We start from the raw sequence: 20592 nt of genomic DNA on the forward strand, positions 1-20592 counted from the left end.
CTAGGTTGCGTCGGAATCAAACGGCGGGCGAACCGGCTCATCCGGCGCCTCCTGGGCGGATGCCACCGCATCCACGGCCGGAGTTGCAGACGCCGCCTTGTCGAAATTCCCGGTGAAGATCGAGTCGTCGCCGTCGAGCAGGTGTTTGGTCAGCGCCGCACGCGGCGTCATCCCCCGCAGCTTCTGTAACTCGCCGAGCTGCCCGCGCAGATCATCGAACTCAGGCCCCATGTCGTCGCGGAGTTGGCTGGTGACCCCGCTGAGATAGTCACGCGCCTGACGCAACGCGCCCGAACTCCAGCGGATGGCGCCCGGGAGCCGTTCCGGCCCAAGCACGACCAGCCCGACCACGACGAGCACGAGCATTTCCCCCCAGCCGATGTTGGCGAACACTAGCTGGAATCGGGGTCGGGTTTGACGGTCAGCGTGACATGGCGACCATCGCGGACGACCTCCACCGGGGCGTCTTGCCCGATGGTCAGCTGACGCACGGCGACGACGAATTCATCGGAGTCGGCAACACTGCGGTTGCCGATCTTTACGATCACGTCGTTTTCCAGGATTCCGGCCTTCTGCGCGGGGCTTCCGGCCTTCACGTTGGCCACCTGCGCACCCGAGGCAATCGCGTTGCTCACCGAGCGCGTCGTGATCCCGATCGTCGGGTGCACGATCTTCCCGTCTTTGATCAGGGTTTCGGCGACGAACTTCATCTCATTGACCGGGATTGCGAAACCCAGCCCGCTGGCACTGTCCGACAGCGACTTGCCGGCGGTATTGATGCCGATCACCTGGGAGTCCATGTCGATCAGCGGACCGCCGGAGTTGCCGTGGTTGATCGAGGCATCGGTCTGGATGGCGTCGATGACCGTGTCGGTGTCGGAGCCCTCCCCCGACAGCGGGACCGGGCGATGCAGCGCACTGACAATGCCTTCGGTCACCGTGCTGCGCAAGCCCAGCGGCGCACCGACCGCCAGCACCTCATCGCCAACCCGGACCTTGTCGGAATTGCCGAGGCGGGCCACGGTCAGATTTTCGACGTTGTCGACCTTGAGTACCGCCAGGTCGGTCTTGGGGTCGCGGCCCACCAGGCTGGCCGGCACCTCCTTGCCGTCGTTGAACACCACGGTCGTCTTGAACTGGCTGCGGTTGTTGGCGGCCTCGGAGATCACGTGGTTGTTGGTGACGATGTAGCCACGCCCATCGACGATGACACCGGAACCCTGCATGCCCTCCTGGTCGCTCTTGGTCTCGATAGTTACCACCGAGTCGGCGACCGCGGCCGCCACCTTGGTGAACCGGCCCGCCGGCTCTTGGGCGTTGCCGTTGGTGGACAAGGTCACCTTCGACGTTGTGAACGCCTCGACGACTTCGGCCGTCTTGCGGCCGATGACACCGCCGAGCGCCCCGATCACCAGCGCGATCACGGCCAGCACAATCAGCGCCAGGTAGGAAACCTGGCCGCCGAACAACACGTCACGAACGCCGAGCTTGCCGGTTCGGCCCAGCGCGCCCTGCGGTAACGGCGCGGCTACCGCGGGGGTACCCAATGCTGCCGCAGCACCCGGATCGCGCCATGGGTCATCAGCCTCGTCCGCCTGGCCACCGTCTTTCTCGGCATCCAAGGCGCCGGCGTCGATGGGGTGGCGCTGCAGCGAGTCGGCACCGCCGACGGGACGGCTGAAGGCCTCCTCCAATACCGGGTCCGCCGGTTGATCGTGGGGCTCGTACTCGGACTGGTCGCGATACCGCTGCGGGCGCACCCGCTCGGCCACAAACGATCCCTGGACCCCCGATGGACGCCCGAACGTTTGCCGCGCCGCGGAATCGACTGGTGGCCGGGAGATGGGGCGGGGCGCCAGGCGGGGGCCGCCGTCTTGGCCACTGTTGTTGCCTTGGTCGGAGGTCACGTGATCCTCTTCTACATCCTCAATTGAGCGTTCGAGACGGGAGTCAACACGAGCCGTCCTATTGGCACGGCGTTGTCGGTGTCCACCCTAGTATCCATGGATCCCGGCTAGTCGGCATGAACCCGCACGCAGCAACTCCCGGGCCGTGCGTATCGGCGCGCAGCTGCCAAGCTAGCGCCGCTTCCGCTGATCACGGGCCTGGCGCTCGGCGAACGAGTCGGCGAGCCCGGTGGTGTCCTCGGGGGCGCCCTCCGAAGGATGATGCGGAATCTCCGACAGCATTCCCAGCAGCGCGGTTGGGATGCGGATGGGATGGGAGTCACGCAGCGCCGCCCGCGCCCGGGTGTGGTCCTCTACCTCGGCCGCGCATTGCGGACACATCGACAAATGATGCGCGGCCCGCAGGTGTGCGTTCATCCGCAGCTCACCGTCGACAAACGCCGCAATCGCCTCGATGGACAGGTGCTCGGTAGAGCGGAAGCGACGAGGCGCACCTACCGGCGCATCGCTTTGAGAAGCGAACTGAGCAGGAAGCCAGGAGAACGCGCGCCGAAACACATGCCCCCGGTCGGCCATCACCAGCTCCTTCCCGCCATCGATATGTCGAATGTAGCGCGGTCCGGTGCCTGATAACCATTATTGGCCAGTAGAACCCCAGGATTTGGGATCAGTTGGCAACCATACGGAAGCCAAACCGATGGTTCGACGCACGTTCGACGAGCTATCGGGCGGTACCGACAAGCCTCGGGCTCAGTTCGCTGTGTTCGGGATGCGCGGCGAGGTAGTCACGCAACGCCTGCCGTCCGCGGTGAATCCGGCTACGCACGGTGCCCAGCTTCACGCCCAGGGTGGCGCCGATTTCCTCGTAGGACAGACCTTCGATGTCACACAGGACGACCGCGGCGCGGAACTCCGGCGGCAGTGAATCGAGCGCCGCCTGCAAGTCGGGTCCCAGCCGTGAGTCGTGGTAGATCTGCTCGGGGTTGGGGTCGTCGGCAGGCACCCGGTCGTAGTCCTCGGGCAACGCTTCCATCCGGATGCGCGACCGGCGGCGGACCATGTCGAGAAAGAGGTTGGTAGTGATGCGGTGCAACCAGCCCTCGAAGGTGCCCGGCTGGTAGTTCTGGACGGACCGGAACACCCTGATGAACGTTTCCTGAGTGAGATCCTCAGCGTCCTGTTGATTGCCCGACAGGCGATAGGCCAGCCGGTACACCCGGTCGGCGTGCTGGCGCACCAACTCATCCCACGACGGCATCGCAGCCTTGTCACCGGTCGCATCGAATACCGCGGTGCCCAGCAACCCATCAGAGGTTTCGGCCCACTCGTCGTCGCGGACCAGTTGGGGGTGAGACATGGTCGTGGTGCTCAAGGTGGTGATAGTGTGTTCCTCCGGCTTTTCCCTGCCATCAGACATCGGCAGTTCGTCACCGACGGCAACGCCCAGTTGCCATTCTGTATTCCCGAGCCCGCGTCCTCCACGTTCCATGCCGTTACCGTCGCGTACCGGCGTATGGGCGGCATATGAGCAAACTGAGGTTTAGCTGAGAAACCAATTCGTTACCTGCGTTATCCTGCAGTTATACACTCGTTATGAAGCTCGATTGCATCGTCAGCCTTGGGCGTGTCGGCTTGCGTGATGTCGCGACGCCACTCCTGGCAACGGGCGCGCCTGCCCGACTGCGTCGCCAATCCGACATACGCTGCGGGCATGCATGGCACCGATAGCAGCTCAGACACCCCAGGCCAGCCGGCCCCGAGTCGAGCCGAATTGCTGTCTGCCCACGCTGAGGGATCGATCTCGGAAGACACGATCCTCAAGACCGCCCGGGACCGGGCTGTCGACATCGGCGTTGGGGCGGTAACACCCGCGGTCGGCGCGCTCTTGAGCATGCTGGCCAAGCTCAGTGGCGGCAAGGCGGTGGCGGAAGTAGGCACCGGCGCCGGTGTCAGCGGCTTGTGGTTGCTATCCGGCATGAGCGATGACGGGGTGTTGACCACGATCGACATCGAGCCCGAGCATCTGCGGGTCGCCAAGCAGGCGTTCACCGAAGCCGGTATCGGACCCTCGCGCACCCGGCTCATCAGCGGCCGCGCTCAAGAGGTGCTGACGCGACTCGCCGATGACTCTTATGACCTGGTGTTCGTTGACGCCGACCCGATCGATCAGCCCGACTATGTGGTCGAGGGCGTGCGGTTGCTGCGCTCCGGCGGGGTGATCGTGGTGCAACGGGCCGCTCTTGGCGGCCGGGCCGGCGATCCGGCCGCGCGCGACGCCGAGGTGACCGCGGTACGGGAGGCGGCACGCCTGATCGCCGAGGATGAACGGCTCACCCCGGCGCTGGTGCCGCTGGGTGACGGTGTGCTGGCCGCGGTCCGCGACTAGTTGAGGCGGGCTTGCGGATCTCGCCGTGAGCGCGGCGATCGACGGTCGCACCGACTAGGACGTCACGAGCGGCCGAAGAAGCCCGACTGGTAGTCGCCCGCGTTGAATCCGCCCGAGTTGTAGTGGCCCGAATTGCCGAAGCCCGAGCTATTGCTGCCCTGGTTGCCCACGCCCGTGTTGTGGTCACCCGAGTTGAAAAGACCGGTGTTGTAGTAGCCGGTGCTGGCCAAGCCCACGACGTGGTCCCCGGAGCTCAGCCAGCCGACGTGTAGGCCGCCGTCGCCGTAGTTGAAGAAGCCGGTGTCGGTGCCACCGGCGCTGGAATTGAAGAAACCCACGTTGTATCCACCGCCGCCTGAGTTTCCGACACCGGAGCTGTACCCCCCGGCCGACGAGTTGATCAGGCCCGAGTTGTAGCTACCGGAGTTGAAGAAGCCGGAGTTTCCGGTTCCCGAGTTACCGAAGCCGGAATTGCCGCTGTGGGTGCCTGTGCCACCCACACCCGTGTTGACGTTGCCCGTGTTCCACAGACCGGTATTACTGTCGCCCGCATTGAAAAGTCCGGTGTTGGCGTAGCCGGCATTGAAGAAGCCAGTGTTGCCGGCCTGTCCGATGGTTCCGGCCCCAGTCACCGGGTTTGCGTCGTTGCCCCCGACGTTGAAAGCGCCCGTGTTGCCGATACCCGCGTTGGCCCAACCCACGTTGGCAAAGACCGCGTTGAACATGCCTACGTTGTGGTTGCCCGCGTTGAAAAAGCCGATGTCATGACCGAAGAGCGCGGAGGTGCCGCCGCCGGAGTTGAAGCCGCCCAGATTGCCGTTCCCCGAGTTCGCCAAGCCGAGGTTGACGTTGCCCGCATTGAATAGGCCGTCGTTGACACTGCCCGCGTTCCACCAGCCGGTATTGGTGCTGCCGATGTTGCCGATGCCGGTGTTGAGGCTGCCCGAGTTCACTGCGCCCCAGTTGGTGCTGCCCGTGTTGGCAAGGCCCCAGTTGTCAGAGCCCGAGTTGAAAAAGCCACTGTTACCGGCGCCCGAATTGAACAAGCCAGTGTTGCCGGCGCCGGAGTTCCAGCCCCCGAAACCGATTTGGTTGTCCCCGGTCAGCCCGATACCGATATTGCCGTCGCCCGTGTTCGCCAGGCCGATGTTGCCGTTGCCGGTGTTGCCGAGACCGATGTTGAAGCTGCCGTCGTTCCCGAACCCGAGATTCCAGCCGGCGCCGTTGGCGTTGAACCCGCCGATACCGATCTGATTGTCGCCGGAAAGCCCGATACCGATGTTGTTGTTGCCGACGTTGCCGAGGCCAATGTTGTTGATACCGATGTTGCCAATGCCCCAGTTATGGCTGCCGATGTTGGCGGCACCCACGTTGGACGCAGACGGGTTCCCGGCCACGGCGGTGACCAGATTCCCGTTACCGAAGCCGATGTTGCCGCTGCCGAAGTTGCCCAGACCGATGTTGAACTGTCCGATGTTGCCGGCACCCACGTTGTAGGAGGACGCCCCTGGGTAGGACGAGCCGGGGACGCCCAGAGCCGCATTTCCGTTACCGGCGCCCACGTTTGAGTTGCCGTAGTTGCCGAAACCGATGTTGCCGATGCCCCCACTGGTGGAGCTGGGACCGCTGTTGCCGCCACCGAAGTTGTAGCTGCCGAAGTTGCCGCTACCGACGTTGAAGTTCCCGATGTTGCCGATGCCGAGATTGACACCCGACAGACCCGGCAGGTTTTGCAGCACTGTTTGCCACGGCGCCAGCGCTGCCGCTGAGGCCGAAACCCCCGCGTGGTAGCCGGACATCGCAGCCACGTCCTGCGCCCACATCTGCTCGTACTGGGCTTCGACCGCCGCGATCGCCGGCGCATTAAAGCCGAACAGATTCGAGCGCACCAGCGACACGAACTGAGATCGGTTTTGTCCCACCGCGACTGGATGAATCATCGCCACCCAGGCGGCCTCGAATGTCGACGCCACGGTCTTGGCCTGACCAGCCGCGGACTGGGCGCGGGCCGCCGCCACCGATAGCCAAGCCGAATACGGGGCCGCGGCGGCGGTCATCGCAGCTGCCGCCGGCCCCTGCCAGGATCCGCCGACGAGGCCCGATGTCACCGACCCAAAAGAGTCGGCGGCCGAACTCAGTTCCGCCGCCAGCCCATCCCAGGCGGCCGCGGCCTGCAGCATCGGGCCGGATCCCGCCCCGGCAAAGATTCGCGCCGAGTTGATCTCCGGCGGCAATATCGAAAAGTTCACCGCTCCCCCGAACTTCGTAGACCGGCCTTCGCCGATATTGGCGATATCAAGATCGGTAACGCGAGTTACCGTACCCCGATCGGGGCGAGCTTTGGCCGCGTTTGATCAAAGTTCACCAGCCGCATTCGGGCTATTGCGACGCCGGCGATTTCCACCAGGTAGCCAGTCCTTGACGATGCCCTGAACGTAGGTTTAGTGTGTTGAACATGCGTTCAGTCGACTTGACTGCGGCGGCGCGCATCAGGGATGCGGCGATCGAGCAGTTCGGTCAGCACGGCTTCGGTGTCAGCCTGCGCGCCATCGCCGAAGGTGCGGGAGTGAGCGCGGCGCTGGTCATCCACCACTTCGGCTCCAAGGAGGGCCTGCGCAAGGCCTGTGACAACTACGTCGCCGAAGAGATCCGCAGCGAGAAGTTGACGGCGATGCAGTCCAACGACCCGGCCACCTGGCTCGGCCAACTTGCCCAAGTCGAGTCATACGCACCGCTGATGGCCTACCTGGTACGCAGCATGCAGTCCGGCGGCGAGCTGGCCATGATGCTGTGGCAGCAGATGATCGACAACGCCGAGGAATACCTTGCGGAGGGCGTTCGAGCCGGCACCATCAAAGCCAGCCGCGACCCGAAAGCCAGGGCGAAGTTTCTGGCCATCACCGGGGCTGGGGGGTTTCTGCTGTATCTGCAAATGCACCAGACGCCAACCGATTTGCGTGCGGTATTGCGTGACTACGCGCGGGACATGCTGCTGCCATCGCTCGAGATCTATACCGAAGGCCTGATGGCCGACAGCACCATGTACGACGCCTTCCTCGCGCAGGACAACCAAGGAGAATCTCATGGCCACTGACATCGGCTCGACACCCATCGAGAACCGGGGTCTAACCAAGAACTTCGGTTCGTTGCGCGCACTCGATGAACTGGACTTGACGGTGCGCGAGGGAGAGGTTCACGGCTTCTTGGGCCCCAACGGCGCCGGGAAGTCGACGACCATCCGCATCCTGCTGGGCCTGGTGAAGGCGGATAGCGGAAGTGTGCGCCTGTTGGGCGGCAATCCGTGGACCGACGCAGTCGAGCTGCATCGCCAGATCGCCTACGTGCCCGGTGATGTCACACTGTGGCCGTCGCTGACCGGCGGCGAGATCATTGATCTGCTCGCCCGGATGCGCGGAGGTATCGATCAAGATCGTCGTGCAGAGTTGATCGAGCGCTTCGGCCTGGACCCGCACAAGAAGTCCCGAACGTACTCGAAGGGCAACCGGCAGAAGATTTCGCTGATCTCCGCCTTTTCCTCACGGGCCCGGCTGCTGTTGTTGGACGAACCCTCCAGCGGCTTGGACCCATTGATGGAAGACGTGTTTCAGCAGTGCGTCGACGAAGCGCGCGGCAGGGGGGTGACGGTGCTGCTGTCCAGCCACATCCTGGCCGAAACCGAGGCGCTGTGTGAGCGGATAACCATCATCCGGGCCGGAAGAACCGTGGAGAGCGGTTCGCTGGCCTCCATGCGCCACCTCAGCCGCACCTCGATCAAGGCTGAAATGATCGGCGATCCAGGAGATCTCACCAGGATCCAAGGAGTCGAAGACGTCACCGTCGACGGCAACACGCTACATGTCCAGGTCGACAGCGAGAGCCTGGGCGAGCTGGTGCGGGTACTGGGCGAAGCCGGCGTACGCAGTCTCGTCAGCCAGCCACCGACTCTGGAAGAGCTGTTTCTGCGCCACTACAGCGTTGGCCCCGATGGCGAGGCCCAACACCGCAGCGGCACCGGAGTCGCAGCGCGATGAGCACCACGGTCCTGGACCGGCCAAGCCGGCCCGCACATCGCGAACCGCAACGCGCATCGGGGCTCGCCGGGACGCTCCGGCTATTGCGCCTGTACCTGCGCCGCGACCGAGTTGGGTTGCCGCTGTGGGTGATGCTGCTGTCGGTGCCGCTGGCCACGGTCTACGTCGGCAGTATTCAAGCGGTCTACCCCGACCAGGCGGCCCGCGCCGTCGCCGCGGCCGCCATCATGGCCAGCCCCGCCCAGCGCGCGCTCTACGGCCCCGTCTACAACGACAGCCTCGGTGCCGTCGGGGTCTGGAAAGCCGGGATGTTCCACACCCTGATCGCGGTGGCCGTCATCCTCACGATGATTCGTCACACCCGAGCCGACGAAGAAACCGGCCGTGCCGAACTGGTCGAGTCCACCGCGGTGGGCCGGTATGCGAATCTCACTGCCGCACTGCTGCTGTCGTTCGGCGCGTCGGTCGCCACCGGTGCGATCGGCGCGGCGGGCCTACTCACCACCGACGTGCCCGCGGCCGGGTCACTGGCGTTCGGTGCCGCCCTGGCCGCCTCCGGGCTGGTCTTCACCTCCGTTGCCGCGGTTTGCGCACAGCTGTCGCCAAGTGCCCGGTCCTGCCGCAGTGCCGCGTTCGCCGTGCTGGGCACCGCATTCACCTTGCGGGCGATCGGTGATGCCGGTTCCGGCGCGCTGTCCTGGTTCTCCCCGCTGGGGTGGTCCCTGCTGGTCAGACCCTATGCAGGTGAGCGGTGGTGGGTGTTGCTGTTGCCCTTGGCGACAACGGCGGCGCTGACCGTGCTGGCCTATCGGCTGCGCGCCGGCCGCGACGTCGGCGCCGGGCTCATCGCCGAGCGCGCCGGCGCCGGAGCCGCCGCGCCCATGCTGAGCAACACGTTCGGGCTGGCCTGGCGGCTCGACCGCGGCGCACTGCTGCTGTGGACCATCGGGCTGTGCCTGTACGGCCTGGTGATGGGCAGCGTGGTGCACGGAATCGGCGATCAACTGGGCGACAACACCGCGGTGCGTGAGATCGTCACCCGGATGGGTGGCACCGCTGCGCTCGAGGAAGCCTTCGTCACGCTGGCCTTCACCCTCGTCGGCATGGTTGCCGCCGCATTTACCATTTCGCTGACCCTGCGCTTGCATCAGGAAGAGACCGGCCAGCGCGCCGAGCCGCTGCTGGCCGGATCGGTTTCCCGGACTCGTTGGCTATCAAGCCATCTGGTGATGGCACTGGCCGGGTCGGCCGTGGCCACCGTGCTCTCCGGTTTGGTCGCCGGAATCGCCTATGGCATCGCGGCAGGCGATGTCGGCGCCAAACTAGCGACCGTTGTCGGCGCCGCTGCGGTACAGCCTCCCGCCGTGTGGCTGCTGGCGGCGGTAGCCGTTGGGCTATTCGGTCTGGCTCCACGATTCACGCCGGTCGTGTGGGGCGTGCTGATCGGATTCGTCGCACTGTACCTACTTGGTTCACTCGCGGGAGTTCCACAGTGGCTGCTCGACCTGGAGCCGTTCGCCCACCTTCCGCGAATCGGCCGTGATTTCACCGCCGTACCGCTGCTGTGGCTGCTGGCCATCGATATCACGCTGATCTTGCTGGGCGCCCTGGCTTTGCGGCGGCGCGATCTAGGTTGCTGAAATAACGGCCGACCTGACTGGGAGCAAGATGAAAACCGTTGTTCGAGTGGCGCTGTCATCAATCGTCAGCCTGGTCGCGTTCGGCCTCATCGTGTTCATCCCGGCCGGCACATTCGACTATTGGCAGGCCTGGGTCTTCATGGCAGTCTTCGCCGTCGCAACGTTGGTACCCAGCATCTACTTGGGACGAACGAATCCCGCTGCGCTGCAGCGACGTATGCACGCCGGACCTCGAGCGGAAAGTCGAGGTATCCAAAAGGTCATCATCACGGCGGCATTTGTTGCGCTGTTCGCGATGGTGGCGCTCAGAGCGCTCGACCATCGATTCGGCTGGTCGTCGGTCCCGACGGCGGTGTGCCTGATCGGCGACCTGCTGATCCCGACCGGGCTAGGGATCGCGATGCTGGTGGTCATCCAGAACGGCTATGCGGCGGCGACCATCACCGTCGAATCCGATCAAAAGGTGGTATCCACCGGCCTCTACAGCCTGGTGCGACACCCAATGTATGTCGGGAATGTGATCCTGATGCTGGGCATACCCCTGGCACTGGGTTCCTACTGGGGTCTGGTGATTGTCCCGCCGAGCGTGCTGGTTCTGGCCTTTCGCATCCTCGACGAGGAGAGCGCACTGGTTGACCAACTGGACGGGTATCGCGACTACATGCAACAGGTGCGGTATCGATTACTGCCGCGGGTGTGGTAGCGAACTGGGATCAGCGCCAGGAAAGCCGCTTGCCTGCCGACAGCGCCTAACGGGCACACCCCTCCCCCAGCACGCAACGACGTTGACGAAGCACCCACCCACACCCGGCGCAGCGGATATGAGTCTGGCGGAATCACCAGACCACCGTTGCGGGTCGCGCTACGTTGTTGCTCGTAGCTGGTCCGTTGCGGACCGTTCGGTGGAGGTCAACGATGTCGTACCTGGTGGCGGTGCCCGAGATGTTGGCCTCGGCCGCGTTGGATCTAGACAACATCGGTTCGACGATCACCGCGGCCAATGCGGCGGCAGCGGCGCCGACCACTGCGGTGCTGGCGGCCGGGGCCGACGAGATATCCGCGGCGGTCGCGGCGCTATTCACCGGGCACGCGCAGGCCTACCAATGGCTGGGTGCCCAGGCCGGGGCTTTTCATTCCCAGTTCATCCAGGCCTTGACCGGATCGGGAAGCGCGTATGCGGCCGCCGAAGCGGCCAACGCCTCGCCATTGCAGACCGCGGCACAGGAGCTGCTTGCGGTGATCAATACGCCCACCCAGACGTTGTTAGGGCGCCCGCTGATCGGCAACGGCGCTGACGGGGCCCTCGGACAAGCCGGCGGGGATGGCGGCCTGCTCTACGGCAACGGCGGCAACGGCGGCACCAGCACCACCGCCGGCTTCGCCGGCGGGGACGGCGGGGCGGCCGGGTTGATCGGCAACGGTGGTGCCGGCGGTGGCGGCGGGGCCGGCGCCCTCGGCGGCAACGGCGGGGCCGGCGGCTGGCTCTACGGCCAAGGTGGCGCCGGTGGCAATGGCGGCACCGCGACTCTGGCCGGAGGGGCCGGTGGGGCGGGCGGCGTCGGTGGCAGTGCGGGCCTCTGGGGAACCGGCGGGGCCGGCGGCAACGGCGGCTTTGGTGCGCTCAACCTGGCCGGCGACGGAGGGGCCGGCGCGGGTGGCGGTGACGGCGGTCGCGGTGGATGGCTGTACGGCAACGGCGGTGTCGGTGGCACCGGCGGAACCGGCGGGATCGGATTACAAGGTGCCAGTGGCGGCGACGGAGGGGCCGGCGGCGGCGCCGGTGTGTGGGGTACCGGTGGCGTCGGCGGAAACGGCGGCACCGGTGGCATCGGTCTGGATGGCGTTGCCGGCCCGATCGGCGGCGGCAATGCCGGCAACGCAGGCAATGGCGGCACCGGCGGCAGTGGCGGGTTGCTGATCGGCAACGGCGGTGACGGTGGCCACGGCGGCACCGGCGGTGGCGGCGGTCGCGGTATCAACGGCGCCGACGGCGGCCACGGAGGCGATGGCGGCAACGGCGGCGCCGCCGGTAGCGCAGGGCTGCTGTTCGGCGATGGCGGTACCGGTGGACACGGCGGCGCCGGCTTCGGCGGGGGCAATGGCAGCGGCAACCCCATAGGCGGCCAGGGCGGCAATGCTGGTGTCGCAGGTAATGGCGGCGCCGGGGGGAGTGCGGCGATGCTCTTTGGCAACGGAGGGGCTGGTGGGAACGCTGGCTCCGGCGGCGACGGCGGCCACGGCGGCAACTCCGCCCTTTCTGTGCCCGGCAGCATTGGCGGCGACGCCGGTGCCGGCGGCACCGGAGGTTCCGCCGGGAAGTCCGGGCTGTTGTTCGGCGCCGGCGGAGCCGGCGGGCAGGGTGGCGGTGGCGGCACCGGCGGAAACGGCGGTGACTGTGCCGGCGCCAACATCGGCGGAGACGGCGCTGCCGGGGGCGCCGGCGGCCTGGGCGGCAACGGCACCGACGGTGGCTGGCTATACGGCAACGGCGGCGGCGGCGCAGGCGGGCAAGGAGGCGACGGAGGGCACGGTGGTAGCCCCGTCGGATTCGACGGCAAGTCAGGAGTCGGCGGCGACGGGGGCGACGGCGGCAACGCCCGAATCATCGGCAACGGTGGCAACGGCGGAAACGGTGGCAACGGCGGCGTGGGCAGTACCGACGGCGATGGCGGGCAGGGTGGCGCAGCAGGGCTGTTGTTCGGCCAACCCGGTTCTATGGGGACCTAGCCACCAGTTCCCTCGGCGAGCAGACACAAAATCGCCCATTTTCGCCACGGCCAATGCGATTTTGTGTCTGCTCGCGGTGGTGAGCCGCCGGGCAGCGGGAACTTTGCCGGCACGCCGGAAGCCGGGGAATCGACGAAGTCCGGGTGAACCAGCAGCGGGTGGGACCAGGTCGGGATACGTTGTTTTCACCGTTTTCACCGTTTTCACCGAAGGTTCGACCACGACCCAGGGGGGCCGGTCAGCAATGTCGTTTTTGGTAACCGCGCCAGAGATTTTGGCGGCGGCAGCAACAGACTTGGACGGTATCGGCGCAGCGATCGGCGCTGCCAACGCCGCGGCTGCGGCTCCCACTACCGCGGTGCTGGCCGCCGGTGCCGACGAGATATCGGCCGCGATGGCGTCGCTGTTCACCGCTCATGCGCAGGCCTATCAGGGGCTCAGCGTTCAGGTGGGGGCGTTTCATAACCAGTTCGTGCAAGCGTTGACCGGCGCGGGGGGCGCCTACGCGGCCGCCGAGGCGGCGAACGTCTCGCCGTTGCAGGCGGCGGCGCAAGACATGCTGACGGCGATCCGTGCCCCCGCCCAGGCGTTGCTGGGGCGCCCGCTGATCGGCAACGGTGCCGACGGGGCCCCCGGACAAGCCGGCGGGGATGGCGGATTGCTCTACGGCAACGGCGGTAACGGCGGCACCGGCACCACCGCGGGCGTGGCCGGCGGCGCCGGCGGGTCCGCGGGACTGATCGGCAACGGCGGAGCCGGTGGCGGCGGCGGGGCCGGCGCCGTCGGCGGCAACGGCGGGGCCGGCGGGTGGCTCTTCGGCAATGGCGGGGCCGGTGGAGCCGGCGGCGCGACACCGGGCATCGGTGGGGGCGGTGGGGCAGGCGGGGCCGGTGGGATCGGCGGGGCCGCCGGATTGTTCGGCAACGGCGGGGCAGGCGGTGTCGGCGGCGACGGAGGACTCAACTACTACGGCGACGGAGGTGTGGCCGGGGCCGGCGGCGACGGAGGCCGCGGCGGGTGGCTGCACGGCGACGGCGGTGACGGTGGCGCCGGGGGTGACGGCGGACGGGGCCTGCCCGGCGGTGACGGAGGACGCGGTGGCGCCGGGGGCGGCACCGGGCTATGGGGCTCCGGAGGCGCCGGCGGACAGGGCGGTACGGGTGGCACCGGACTCGACGGCAACGCCCCCTTCGCCGACGGCCAGCATCCGGTGATTCTTGACGGCGGCCACGGCGGCACCGGTGGCAACGGCGGCGCTGCCGGCAACGGCGGGTTGCTGTTCGGCAACGGCGGCAACGGCGGGCTGGGCGGCATGGGCGGCGGCGGCAACGGTCTCCCCTCAACAGGAGTCGGCGGAGATGGCGGCGACGGCGGCAATGGCGGCACCGTCGGCAACGGGGGCTGGCTGATTGGCAACGGCGGGACCGGAGGCCAGGGCGGAGCCGGTTTCGCCGGCGGGACGGGAGCCGACAATGTCGCGGTCGGAAGACCCGGCGGGGCCGGCGGCACCGGCGGCATCGGTGCCGGTGGCGGCAACGCCGGGCTCATCGGCATTGGCGGCAACGGCGGCAATGGCGGCATGGGCGGCCACGGTGGCGACAGCGGCTACGGCGACCAAACGGGCGGCCAAGGCGGAAATGGCGGCATGGGCGGAGCTGGCGGCGCCGCCGGCAATGGCGGCTTACTGCTTGGCAGCGGCAGCCGCGGCGGCGACGGCGGCGACGGCGGCAACGGCGGCTGGCTTTACGGAGACGGCGGGGCCGGCGGTGCTGGCGGCAATGACGGTTTCGGTGGATCAGGCGTTCAGAACGGCGCCGGCGGCGACGCCGGCAGCGGTGGCGACTCCCGGTTGATCGGCGATGGCGGTTCCGCCGGCGCCGGCGGAACCGGCGCACCCCCCGGTGCCGACGGACACAGCGGCGCCGATGGGTTGTTGTCCGCGGCGCTGGGGGCCTGAGCCAGCAGATCCGCGTCGCGAGCAGACGCAAAATCGCCCTGTTGAGTTCGAAAAGGCGCGATTTTGTGTCTGCTCGCGCGGGAAAGGTGACCTAGATCCAGACGCCCTTGCCCACGGCCACCACGCCGCCGGCGCTGATCGCGAACCTTTCCCGGTCCTTGTCCAAGTCCACGCCGACCATCTCGCCGGGCCCGACGACGACGTTCTTGTCCAGGATCGCGTGCCGCACCACCGCGCCGCGGCCAACCCGCGCGCCCGGCATGATCACACTGCCCTCCACGATCGCGCCGTCCTCGACCACAACGTTGGACGACAACACCGAATTGCGTACCGAGGTGGCCGAAATGATGCTGCCCGCACCCACCACCGACTCCTGCGCAGAGCCGCCGTTGACGAACTTCGCGGGCGCCAGGTTCTCCGACTCACCGCGGATCGGCCAGCGCTTGTTGTACAGGTTGAACACCGGATGCACCGACACCAGGTCCATATGCGCGTCGTAGAAAGCGTCCAGGGTCCCGACGTCACGCCAATATGCCCGGTCGCGGTCGGTAGCGCCCGGTACTTCGTTGTTGGAAAAGTCGTAGACCGCCGCCATCCCGTCGGCGACCAGTCTCGGGATGATGTCCCCACCCATGTCGTGGTCGGAATGGTCGTCGTCGGCGTCGGCCCGAATCGCATCGATCAGCACCTTGGTAGTGAAGACATAATTGCCCATCGAGACGAACGTGCTGGTGGGGTCGTCGGGTGTGCCGGGCGGCTCCAGCGGCTTCTCCACGAAATCGCGGATGGTCCCCGCATCGTCAGCGTCGATACAGCCGAACGCGCTCGCATCAGCACGCGGCACCCGGATACCGGCCACCGTGACCCCGGCCCCGCTGTCGATGTGAAACCGAACCATCTGTTCGGGATCCATCCGGTAAACGTGATCGGCCCCGAAAACCACTATGTAGTCCGGATCTTCGTCGTAGATCAGATTGAGTGACTGGTAGATCGCGTCGGCGGAGCCGGTGTACCAGCGCGGACCGAGTCGCTGCTGAGCCGGAACCGGGGTGATGTATTCACCGGCCAAACCCGACAACCGCCAGTTCTGCGATATGTGCCGGTCCAGCGAGTGCGACTTGTATTGGGTGAGAACACAGATCCGCAAATACCGAGCATTGACCAGGTTGGAGAGCACGAAATCGATCAGTCGGTAGGCGCCGCCGAAGGGAACCGCGGGCTTGGCGCGGTCGGCAGTCAGCGGATAAAGCCGCTTGCCCTCACCGCCGGCCAAGACGATGCCAAGCACGTGTGGTGCTTCCCTCATGGCCTCAAACCTAACGGCACCCGCGAAGCGCTGCCAGCGGATCCCCGGCCTGTGCCCGTTCTGTCCGGCTGTCCGTCAGGCCAATTGACCACTTCGACGGGTATGAATCCAGCCGATTAGGCGCATTTTGTCGCTCTTTCCCGCAAAGCCGCCGACCGCGGGTCGGCCCGAGGTGCGAGCGGTGCGGCCACCGCACTACGGTGCCGGGTATGCGAGTGGCGATGTTGACTCGGGAGTACCCACCGGAGGTCTATGGCGGAGCTGGGGTACATGTCACCGAGCTGGTGGCTCGATTACAGCGCCTGTGCACCGTCGACGTGCATTGCATGGGCGCACCCCGCCCCGACGCGTCGGCCCATCAGCCCGATCCGCGGCTGGCGAACGCCAACCCGGCACTGGCCACATTGTCCGCGGATCTGGTGATGGCCAATGCCGCCGACGCAGCCAGCGTGGTGCACTCACATACCTGGTACACCGGCCTGGCGGGGCATCTGGCCGCCCTGCTCTACGGCATTCCGCACGTCTTGACCGCCCACTCGCTCGAACCGATGCGGCCCTGGAAAACCGAGCAGCTCGGCGGCGGCTATCAGATCTCGTCCTGGGTGGAAAAGACCGCCGTCCTGGCCGCCGACGCGGTAATCGCGGTCAGCTCCGGAATGCGTGATGACGTCCTGCGCCTGTACCCCGGGCTGGATCCAGGGATGGTGCATGTCGTCCGCAACGGCATCGACACCGAAGTGTGGTTTCCGGCCGGACCGGTTGGTACCGCTTCGGTGCTCGCCGAACTCGGGGTCGACCCGAACCGCCCCATTGTGGCGTTCGTCGGGCGGATCACCCGGCAAAAGGGCGTACCGCACTTGCTGGCAGCGGCACACCAGTTCAGCCCGGACGTCCAGTTGGTGCTGTGCGCGGGTGCTCCCGACACCCCGGAAATCGCCAATGAAGTGCAGTCCGCGGTGGCTCAACTGGCCAGCACTCGTAGCGGGGTGTTCTGGATCCGCGACATCCTGCCCGTGCAGAAGCTTCGCGAAATACTTTCGGCCGCAACAGTTTTTGTTTGCGCATCGATATACGAGTTTTGTTTGCGCATCGATATACGAGCCATTGGGCATCGTGAACCTCGAAGTAATGGCCTGCGCGACCGCGGTGGTGGCCTCCGATGTCGGCGGCATCCCCGAGGTGGTCGCCGACGGAATCACCGGCACGCTGGTGCATTACGCGGCCGACGACCCCGCCGGTTATCAATCCAGGCTGGCACAGGCGGTAAATGCACTGGTCGCGGACCCAGCCAAAGCCGAACGCTACGGCCAAGCCGGACGGCAGCGTTGTATCGAGGAATTCTCCTGGACACAGATTGCCGAGCAGACGCTGGATATCTATCGAAAAGTGTGCCGATAGGGCACACTTTTCGCGATCTGAGCTAGCTCGTCACACCCTTGAGCTCGTCACCCAGCGCCGCGGCTTCATCGGGTGTCAGCTCGACGACCAACCGGCCACCTCCCTCAAGTGGTACCCGCATCACGATGCCGCGCCCCTCTTTTGTTGCCTCCAGAGGACCGTCGCCGGTCCGGGGCTTCATCGCCGCCATCGAGTGCTCCCTCCAGATTCGAGCTGGCCTGCCGTGGCAGACCTGGCCGGCGCCGAGCATGCCCCATGAATGGATTTCCAGCCATACCCGACATTGAACTGCCAAATCACCCCCCCATTGTTCCCTATCCAGGTCACAAGGTGCACAAGACCCGACTTGTGGCGTCACCGGACTATCGGCGGGACCCAGCAACCACGGAGGTGATCGTCGACCATTCCGGTCGCCTGCATCAGCGCATATGCGGTGGTGGGGCCCACAAACCGGAACCCGCGGCGTTTCAACTCGCGCGCCATCGCTTTCGATTCGGCAGTGGCCGAGGGTATTTCAGCCAGTGTGGCGGGCCGCGGCCGCGTCGGGGGCGCGAACGACCACAACAACTCCGACAGGTCTTGCTCCGATCCGAGGCCGATCACGGCGCGCGCGTTGGAAATCGTGGCCTCAATTTTTGCCCGGTTGCGCACAATCCCCTCGTCAGCGAGCAGCCGCTGCACGTCGGCGTCGGTGTAGCCGGCCACCTTCTCAATGTCGAATCCGCAGAACGCCCGCCGGAAATTCTCCCGCTTGCGCAAGATGATCAACCACGACAGGCCGCTCTGGAAGGCCTCCAGGCTCATCCGTTCAAACAGCGCGACCTGGCCATATAGCAGGCGTCCCCACTCCTGGTCATGATAGTCGCGGTAGGTCTGCGCGTCGGGTCCCGGACGAATCTCGGCCCAGTCACAGCGCCGCAGGCCATCGTTCACGTGGAATCGGCTCCATTCGAAACCGCGGGTTGGCTGCCCGGCGCGTCGCTGTCTTCGGGCCCGGCCGGACTTTCGCTGGTCGACGAGGTGTGCACCGCGGCGAGCTGCTCGCGTAATTCCTCCAGCTCACGCCCCAATCGATCCAGCACCCAGTCGACCTCGCTGGTCTTGTAGCCGCGCAGCACCTGGGTGAACTTGACCGCGTCGACGTCGGCGCGAGTAACGCCATAGGCGGGCAGCACGGTCGAGGTCGTCGCCCTGGGCAGCGGCGGCAGCTGCTCACCATGCCCGAACAGCAGGCTTGCCACGCCGAACAACACGACCGCCACCAAGACAAGTACCACCAGGTACAGCAACACCAACGCCACGCCGTCGATCTTGCCCTACCGGACCGACAGGTCAGCGTAGGCCGGGGCTCACCGGGGGCGGAGCACACTCATGGGGGGCCGGTCGGCCAGCGACACCGGCGAGGTGCATTCGGTGTAGCCGTCGCCCTCCGCGAAGAACTGGGTCAACCCCACCCCAGAATCGGGGATCCCGCACCGGGACAGCAGCGTGGCGATGACCTGGCGACTCATCACACCCAGCTCGGCCAGGGGCCGGTTACGGTGCGCCCGCACACCCAGGTTGACCTGCGCGATCGCGTCCAGCCCCAGCCGGTCGAAGGTGTCGACCAACAGGCCGATTTCCACCCCGTATCCCGGAGCGAAGGGCAGCGACGTCAACAGCTCGCGGCTGGCCGCATACTCACCGCTCAGCGGCTGCAATACACAGCCCAGCTCGGGTCGCAGCGCCGCCAACAGGGGCCGCGCCGCCAGTTCGGTGACGCGCCCGCCGCCGGTAGCGCCCGCGGCGCCGCTAGCGTCACCGACACTGAGCGGGCGTCGGTAAAAGCTCTTGACCAGGTGGATCCCCTCGCCGGTGAGCAGCGGGCCGACCAGCCACGGCACGAACATCGGGTTGGGGTTGACCAGATCCGAGTCGATGAATACCACGATGTCGCCGCTGGTGGCCGCCAACGAGCGCCACAGCGCCTCGCCCTTACCGGGCTGGGGCGGCACCTCCGGCAACGCCTGTTCGCGGCTCACCACTCGAGCCCCGGCGGCAATCGCTCGGATCTCGGTGTCGTCGGTAGAGCCGGAATCGAGCACGATCAGTTCGTCGACCAAGCCATCCACCAGCGGTGAGATGCTGTCGATCACCGATTGGATGGTTTCTTCCTCATCGAGAGCCGGCAGCACCACCGAGATCGAGCGCCCGGCCTTGGCCTCGACCAATTCGTCGATCTTCCAGCGCGGACGGTTCCAGCTGCGGTCGCATAACCAGGTGTCCCCCGGCCGGGCCGGGATGAGGACTCCCTCACTGGTGAGGTCCCCGGTGACCAGATCCGATGCGGTCATGCGAGTCCCCTCACCGTGCGTGTCGGCGGGCGGGTCCCCTGGATCGACGCCACCATTTCCAGGACCCGGCGGGTCGCTGCGATCTCATGCACCCGAAACATGCGCGCACCGGCGGCCGCCGCCAATGCGGTGGCCGCCAGCGTTCCCTCGAGCCGTTCGGTCAGATCCACGCCCAGAGTCTCTCCGACAAAGTCCTTGTTGCTCAACGCCATGAGTACCGGCCACCCGGTCTTAACAAGATCGGCCACGTGCCGCAACAGCAGCAACCCGTGCCAGGTGTTCTTGCCGAAATCGTGAGCCGGGTCGATCAACACGCGGTCGCGGGCAACTCCGGCCGCAACCGCCCGCTCGGCGGCCGCTGTGACCTCGCGAATCACGTCGTCCACCACGCCGCGGGTAGTCGTACCGTAACTCACCCGGAAGGGACGCATGCGTGGTCGCGCTCCCCCGGTGTGCGCGCATACCAGGCCCGCACCGAATTCGGCGGCCACCTCCACTATCGCGGGGTCAACCCCGGCCCAGGTGTCGTTGATCAGGTCCGCACCTGCCGCACAGGCCCGCCGGGCCACCTCCGAGCGCCAGGTGTCGACGCTGATCACCTGCTCGGGGTAGGCGTCACGGAGCCACTCGACAAACGGCACCAACCGACCGATCTCGGTGTCGGGGTCGACGTCCTGGCCGGGCCCGGCCTTGACACCTCCGACGTCGATGACGTCGGCGCCTTCGGCGACCGCTCGATGTACCGCGTCGCGAGCGGCCGCGTCAGAAAAGGTCGCGCCCTTGTCATAGAACGAGTCCGGGGTGCGGTTCACGATCGCCATGATCAGCGGGCGGTCCCCTGCCACCGGGCGGCCACACAGCGTTGCCTGCACGCCTACATAGTGCCTGGTGCACGAAGAGCCATCGA

The 20592-nt window shown here is 66.7% G+C and carries 18 protein-coding genes and 1 pseudogene; 8 read left to right on the forward strand and 11 right to left on the reverse strand.

Features of this window, described 5'->3' with window-relative positions; genetic code table 11:
- The 4 genes from tatB to sigE all read right to left on the reverse strand — a co-directional run bounded on the left by tatB (position 1) and on the right by sigE (position 3396).
- Positions 1-393 carry a Sec-independent protein translocase protein TatB gene (tatB, locus tag SHTP_RS19995; RefSeq protein ID WP_011742078.1) on the reverse strand — a complete coding sequence of 131 codons (393 nt, stop codon included), beginning with the start codon at positions 391-393 and terminating at the stop codon, positions 1-3.
- Positions 393-1907, reverse strand: coding sequence for a serine protease HtrA (htrA, locus tag SHTP_RS20000; protein WP_172900574.1), 1515 nt, complete (start codon positions 1905-1907; stop codon positions 393-395). The genes tatB and htrA overlap by 1 nt, the downstream gene beginning before the upstream one ends.
- 171 nt (positions 1908-2078) lie before the next feature.
- Positions 2079-2483 carry an anti-sigma E factor RseA gene (rseA, locus tag SHTP_RS20005; RefSeq protein WP_011742080.1) on the reverse strand — a complete coding sequence of 135 codons (405 nt, stop codon included), beginning with the start codon at positions 2481-2483 and terminating at the stop codon, positions 2079-2081.
- A gap of 145 nt (positions 2484-2628) precedes the next feature.
- A complete protein-coding gene (sigE, locus tag SHTP_RS20010) occupies positions 2629-3396 on the reverse strand; it encodes an RNA polymerase sigma factor SigE (RefSeq protein ID WP_096371567.1) in 768 nt (255 codons plus the stop codon).
- Positions 3397-3618: 222 nt separating this feature from the next.
- On the opposite strand from sigE, the gene SHTP_RS20015 reads away from it, so the two are divergent.
- Positions 3619-4293, forward strand: a complete 675-nt coding sequence (locus SHTP_RS20015) for an O-methyltransferase (protein WP_096372569.1) — start codon at positions 3619-3621, stop codon at positions 4291-4293.
- A 62-nt stretch (positions 4294-4355) separates the two neighbouring features.
- Here the strand turns inward: SHTP_RS20015 and SHTP_RS20020 are convergent, their stop codons facing one another.
- A complete protein-coding gene (locus SHTP_RS20020; protein ID WP_096371568.1) occupies positions 4356-6542 on the reverse strand; it encodes a PPE family protein in 2187 nt (728 codons plus the stop codon).
- 206 nt (positions 6543-6748) lie between these two features.
- Between SHTP_RS20020 and SHTP_RS20025 the strand changes: the two genes are divergently transcribed.
- The 6 genes from SHTP_RS20025 (at position 6749) to SHTP_RS20050 (ending at position 14648) form a co-directional block, all read left to right on the forward strand.
- Positions 6749-7387 (forward strand): TetR/AcrR family transcriptional regulator, encoded by a 639-nt coding sequence (locus SHTP_RS20025; RefSeq protein WP_036456181.1) that lies wholly within the window; start codon positions 6749-6751, stop codon positions 7385-7387.
- On the forward strand, positions 7377-8324 hold the full coding sequence (locus tag SHTP_RS20030) for an ABC transporter ATP-binding protein (protein WP_096371569.1): 948 nt from the start codon (positions 7377-7379) through the stop codon (positions 8322-8324). The genes SHTP_RS20025 and SHTP_RS20030 overlap by 11 nt, the downstream gene beginning before the upstream one ends.
- A complete protein-coding gene (locus SHTP_RS20035; protein ID WP_096371570.1) occupies positions 8321-9964 on the forward strand; it encodes an ABC transporter permease in 1644 nt (547 codons plus the stop codon). The genes SHTP_RS20030 and SHTP_RS20035 overlap by 4 nt, the downstream gene beginning before the upstream one ends.
- Before the next feature lie 28 nt (positions 9965-9992).
- Positions 9993-10667, forward strand: a complete 675-nt coding sequence (locus tag SHTP_RS20040) for a methyltransferase family protein (protein ID WP_096371571.1) — start codon at positions 9993-9995, stop codon at positions 10665-10667.
- Between the two features lie 212 nt (positions 10668-10879).
- On the forward strand, positions 10880-12691 hold the full coding sequence (locus tag SHTP_RS20045) for a PE family protein (RefSeq protein WP_096371572.1): 1812 nt from the start codon (positions 10880-10882) through the stop codon (positions 12689-12691).
- A 244-nt stretch (positions 12692-12935) separates the two neighbouring features.
- Entirely contained in the window at positions 12936-14648 is a 1713-nt protein-coding gene (locus SHTP_RS20050; protein ID WP_096371573.1) for a PE family protein, read from the forward strand.
- A 91-nt stretch (positions 14649-14739) separates the two neighbouring features.
- Here the strand turns inward: SHTP_RS20050 and glgC are convergent, their stop codons facing one another.
- A complete protein-coding gene (glgC, locus tag SHTP_RS20055) occupies positions 14740-15954 on the reverse strand; it encodes a glucose-1-phosphate adenylyltransferase (RefSeq protein ID WP_096371574.1) in 1215 nt (404 codons plus the stop codon).
- Between the two features lie 209 nt (positions 15955-16163).
- Between glgC and glgA the strand changes: the two are divergent.
- Positions 16164-17352 (forward strand): annotated as a pseudogene (glgA, locus tag SHTP_RS20060) (glycogen synthase).
- 22 nt (positions 17353-17374) lie between these two features.
- Here the strand turns inward: glgA and SHTP_RS20065 are convergent.
- From SHTP_RS20065 to folP, 5 genes are all read right to left on the reverse strand, one after another.
- Positions 17375-17542 carry a DUF3117 domain-containing protein gene (locus SHTP_RS20065; protein ID WP_003406247.1) on the reverse strand — a complete coding sequence of 56 codons (168 nt, stop codon included), beginning with the start codon at positions 17540-17542 and terminating at the stop codon, positions 17375-17377.
- Between the two features lie 164 nt (positions 17543-17706).
- Positions 17707-18285 carry a DNA-3-methyladenine glycosylase I gene (locus SHTP_RS20070; RefSeq protein ID WP_096371575.1) on the reverse strand — a complete coding sequence of 193 codons (579 nt, stop codon included), beginning with the start codon at positions 18283-18285 and terminating at the stop codon, positions 17707-17709.
- Positions 18282-18653: a DivIVA domain-containing protein gene (locus SHTP_RS20075; protein ID WP_096371576.1), complete on the reverse strand. Its 372-nt coding sequence runs from the start codon at positions 18651-18653 to the stop codon at positions 18282-18284. Before SHTP_RS20075 ends, SHTP_RS20070 begins: the two co-directional genes overlap by 4 nt.
- A 48-nt stretch (positions 18654-18701) precedes the next feature.
- Entirely contained in the window at positions 18702-19685 is a 984-nt protein-coding gene (locus SHTP_RS20080) for a glucosyl-3-phosphoglycerate synthase (RefSeq protein WP_096371577.1), read from the reverse strand.
- Positions 19682-20506 (reverse strand): dihydropteroate synthase, encoded by an 825-nt coding sequence (gene folP, locus SHTP_RS20085; protein ID WP_231991524.1) that lies wholly within the window; start codon positions 20504-20506, stop codon positions 19682-19684. The genes SHTP_RS20080 and folP overlap by 4 nt, the downstream gene beginning before the upstream one ends.
- Between the last annotated feature and the right edge of the window lie 86 nt (positions 20507-20592).

It is taken from the genome of Mycobacterium ulcerans subsp. shinshuense, assembly GCF_002355775.1.
In the GTDB taxonomy this organism is placed as follows: domain Bacteria; phylum Actinomycetota; class Actinomycetes; order Mycobacteriales; family Mycobacteriaceae; genus Mycobacterium; species Mycobacterium marinum.

Coding starts and splice junctions, on each gene's coding strand:
- sigE (WP_096371567.1), bottom strand. CDS start 3,396: ATGGAACGTGGAGGACGCGGGCTCGGGAATACAGAATGGCAACTGGGC.
- SHTP_RS20065 (WP_003406247.1), bottom strand. CDS start 17,542: ATGGCGGCGATGAAGCCCCGGACCGGCGACGGTCCTCTGGAGGCAACA.
- folP (WP_231991524.1), bottom strand. CDS start 20,506: ATGGCGATCGTGAACCGCACCCCGGACTCGTTCTATGACAAGGGCGCG.
- glgC (WP_096371574.1), bottom strand. CDS start 15,954: ATGAGGGAAGCACCACACGTGCTTGGCATCGTCTTGGCCGGCGGTGAG.
- rseA (WP_011742080.1), bottom strand. CDS start 2,483: ATGGCCGACCGGGGGCATGTGTTTCGGCGCGCGTTCTCCTGGCTTCCT.
- SHTP_RS20015 (WP_096372569.1), top strand. CDS start 3,619: ATGCATGGCACCGATAGCAGCTCAGACACCCCAGGCCAGCCGGCCCCG.
- SHTP_RS20080 (WP_096371577.1), bottom strand. CDS start 19,685: ATGACCGCATCGGATCTGGTCACCGGGGACCTCACCAGTGAGGGAGTC.
- SHTP_RS20045 (WP_096371572.1), top strand. CDS start 10,880: ATGTCGTACCTGGTGGCGGTGCCCGAGATGTTGGCCTCGGCCGCGTTG.
- SHTP_RS20035 (WP_096371570.1), top strand. CDS start 8,321: ATGAGCACCACGGTCCTGGACCGGCCAAGCCGGCCCGCACATCGCGAA.
- SHTP_RS20040 (WP_096371571.1), top strand. CDS start 9,993: ATGAAAACCGTTGTTCGAGTGGCGCTGTCATCAATCGTCAGCCTGGTC.
- SHTP_RS20025 (WP_036456181.1), top strand. CDS start 6,749: ATGCGTTCAGTCGACTTGACTGCGGCGGCGCGCATCAGGGATGCGGCG.
- SHTP_RS20050 (WP_096371573.1), top strand. CDS start 12,936: ATGTCGTTTTTGGTAACCGCGCCAGAGATTTTGGCGGCGGCAGCAACA.
- SHTP_RS20030 (WP_096371569.1), top strand. CDS start 7,377: ATGGCCACTGACATCGGCTCGACACCCATCGAGAACCGGGGTCTAACC.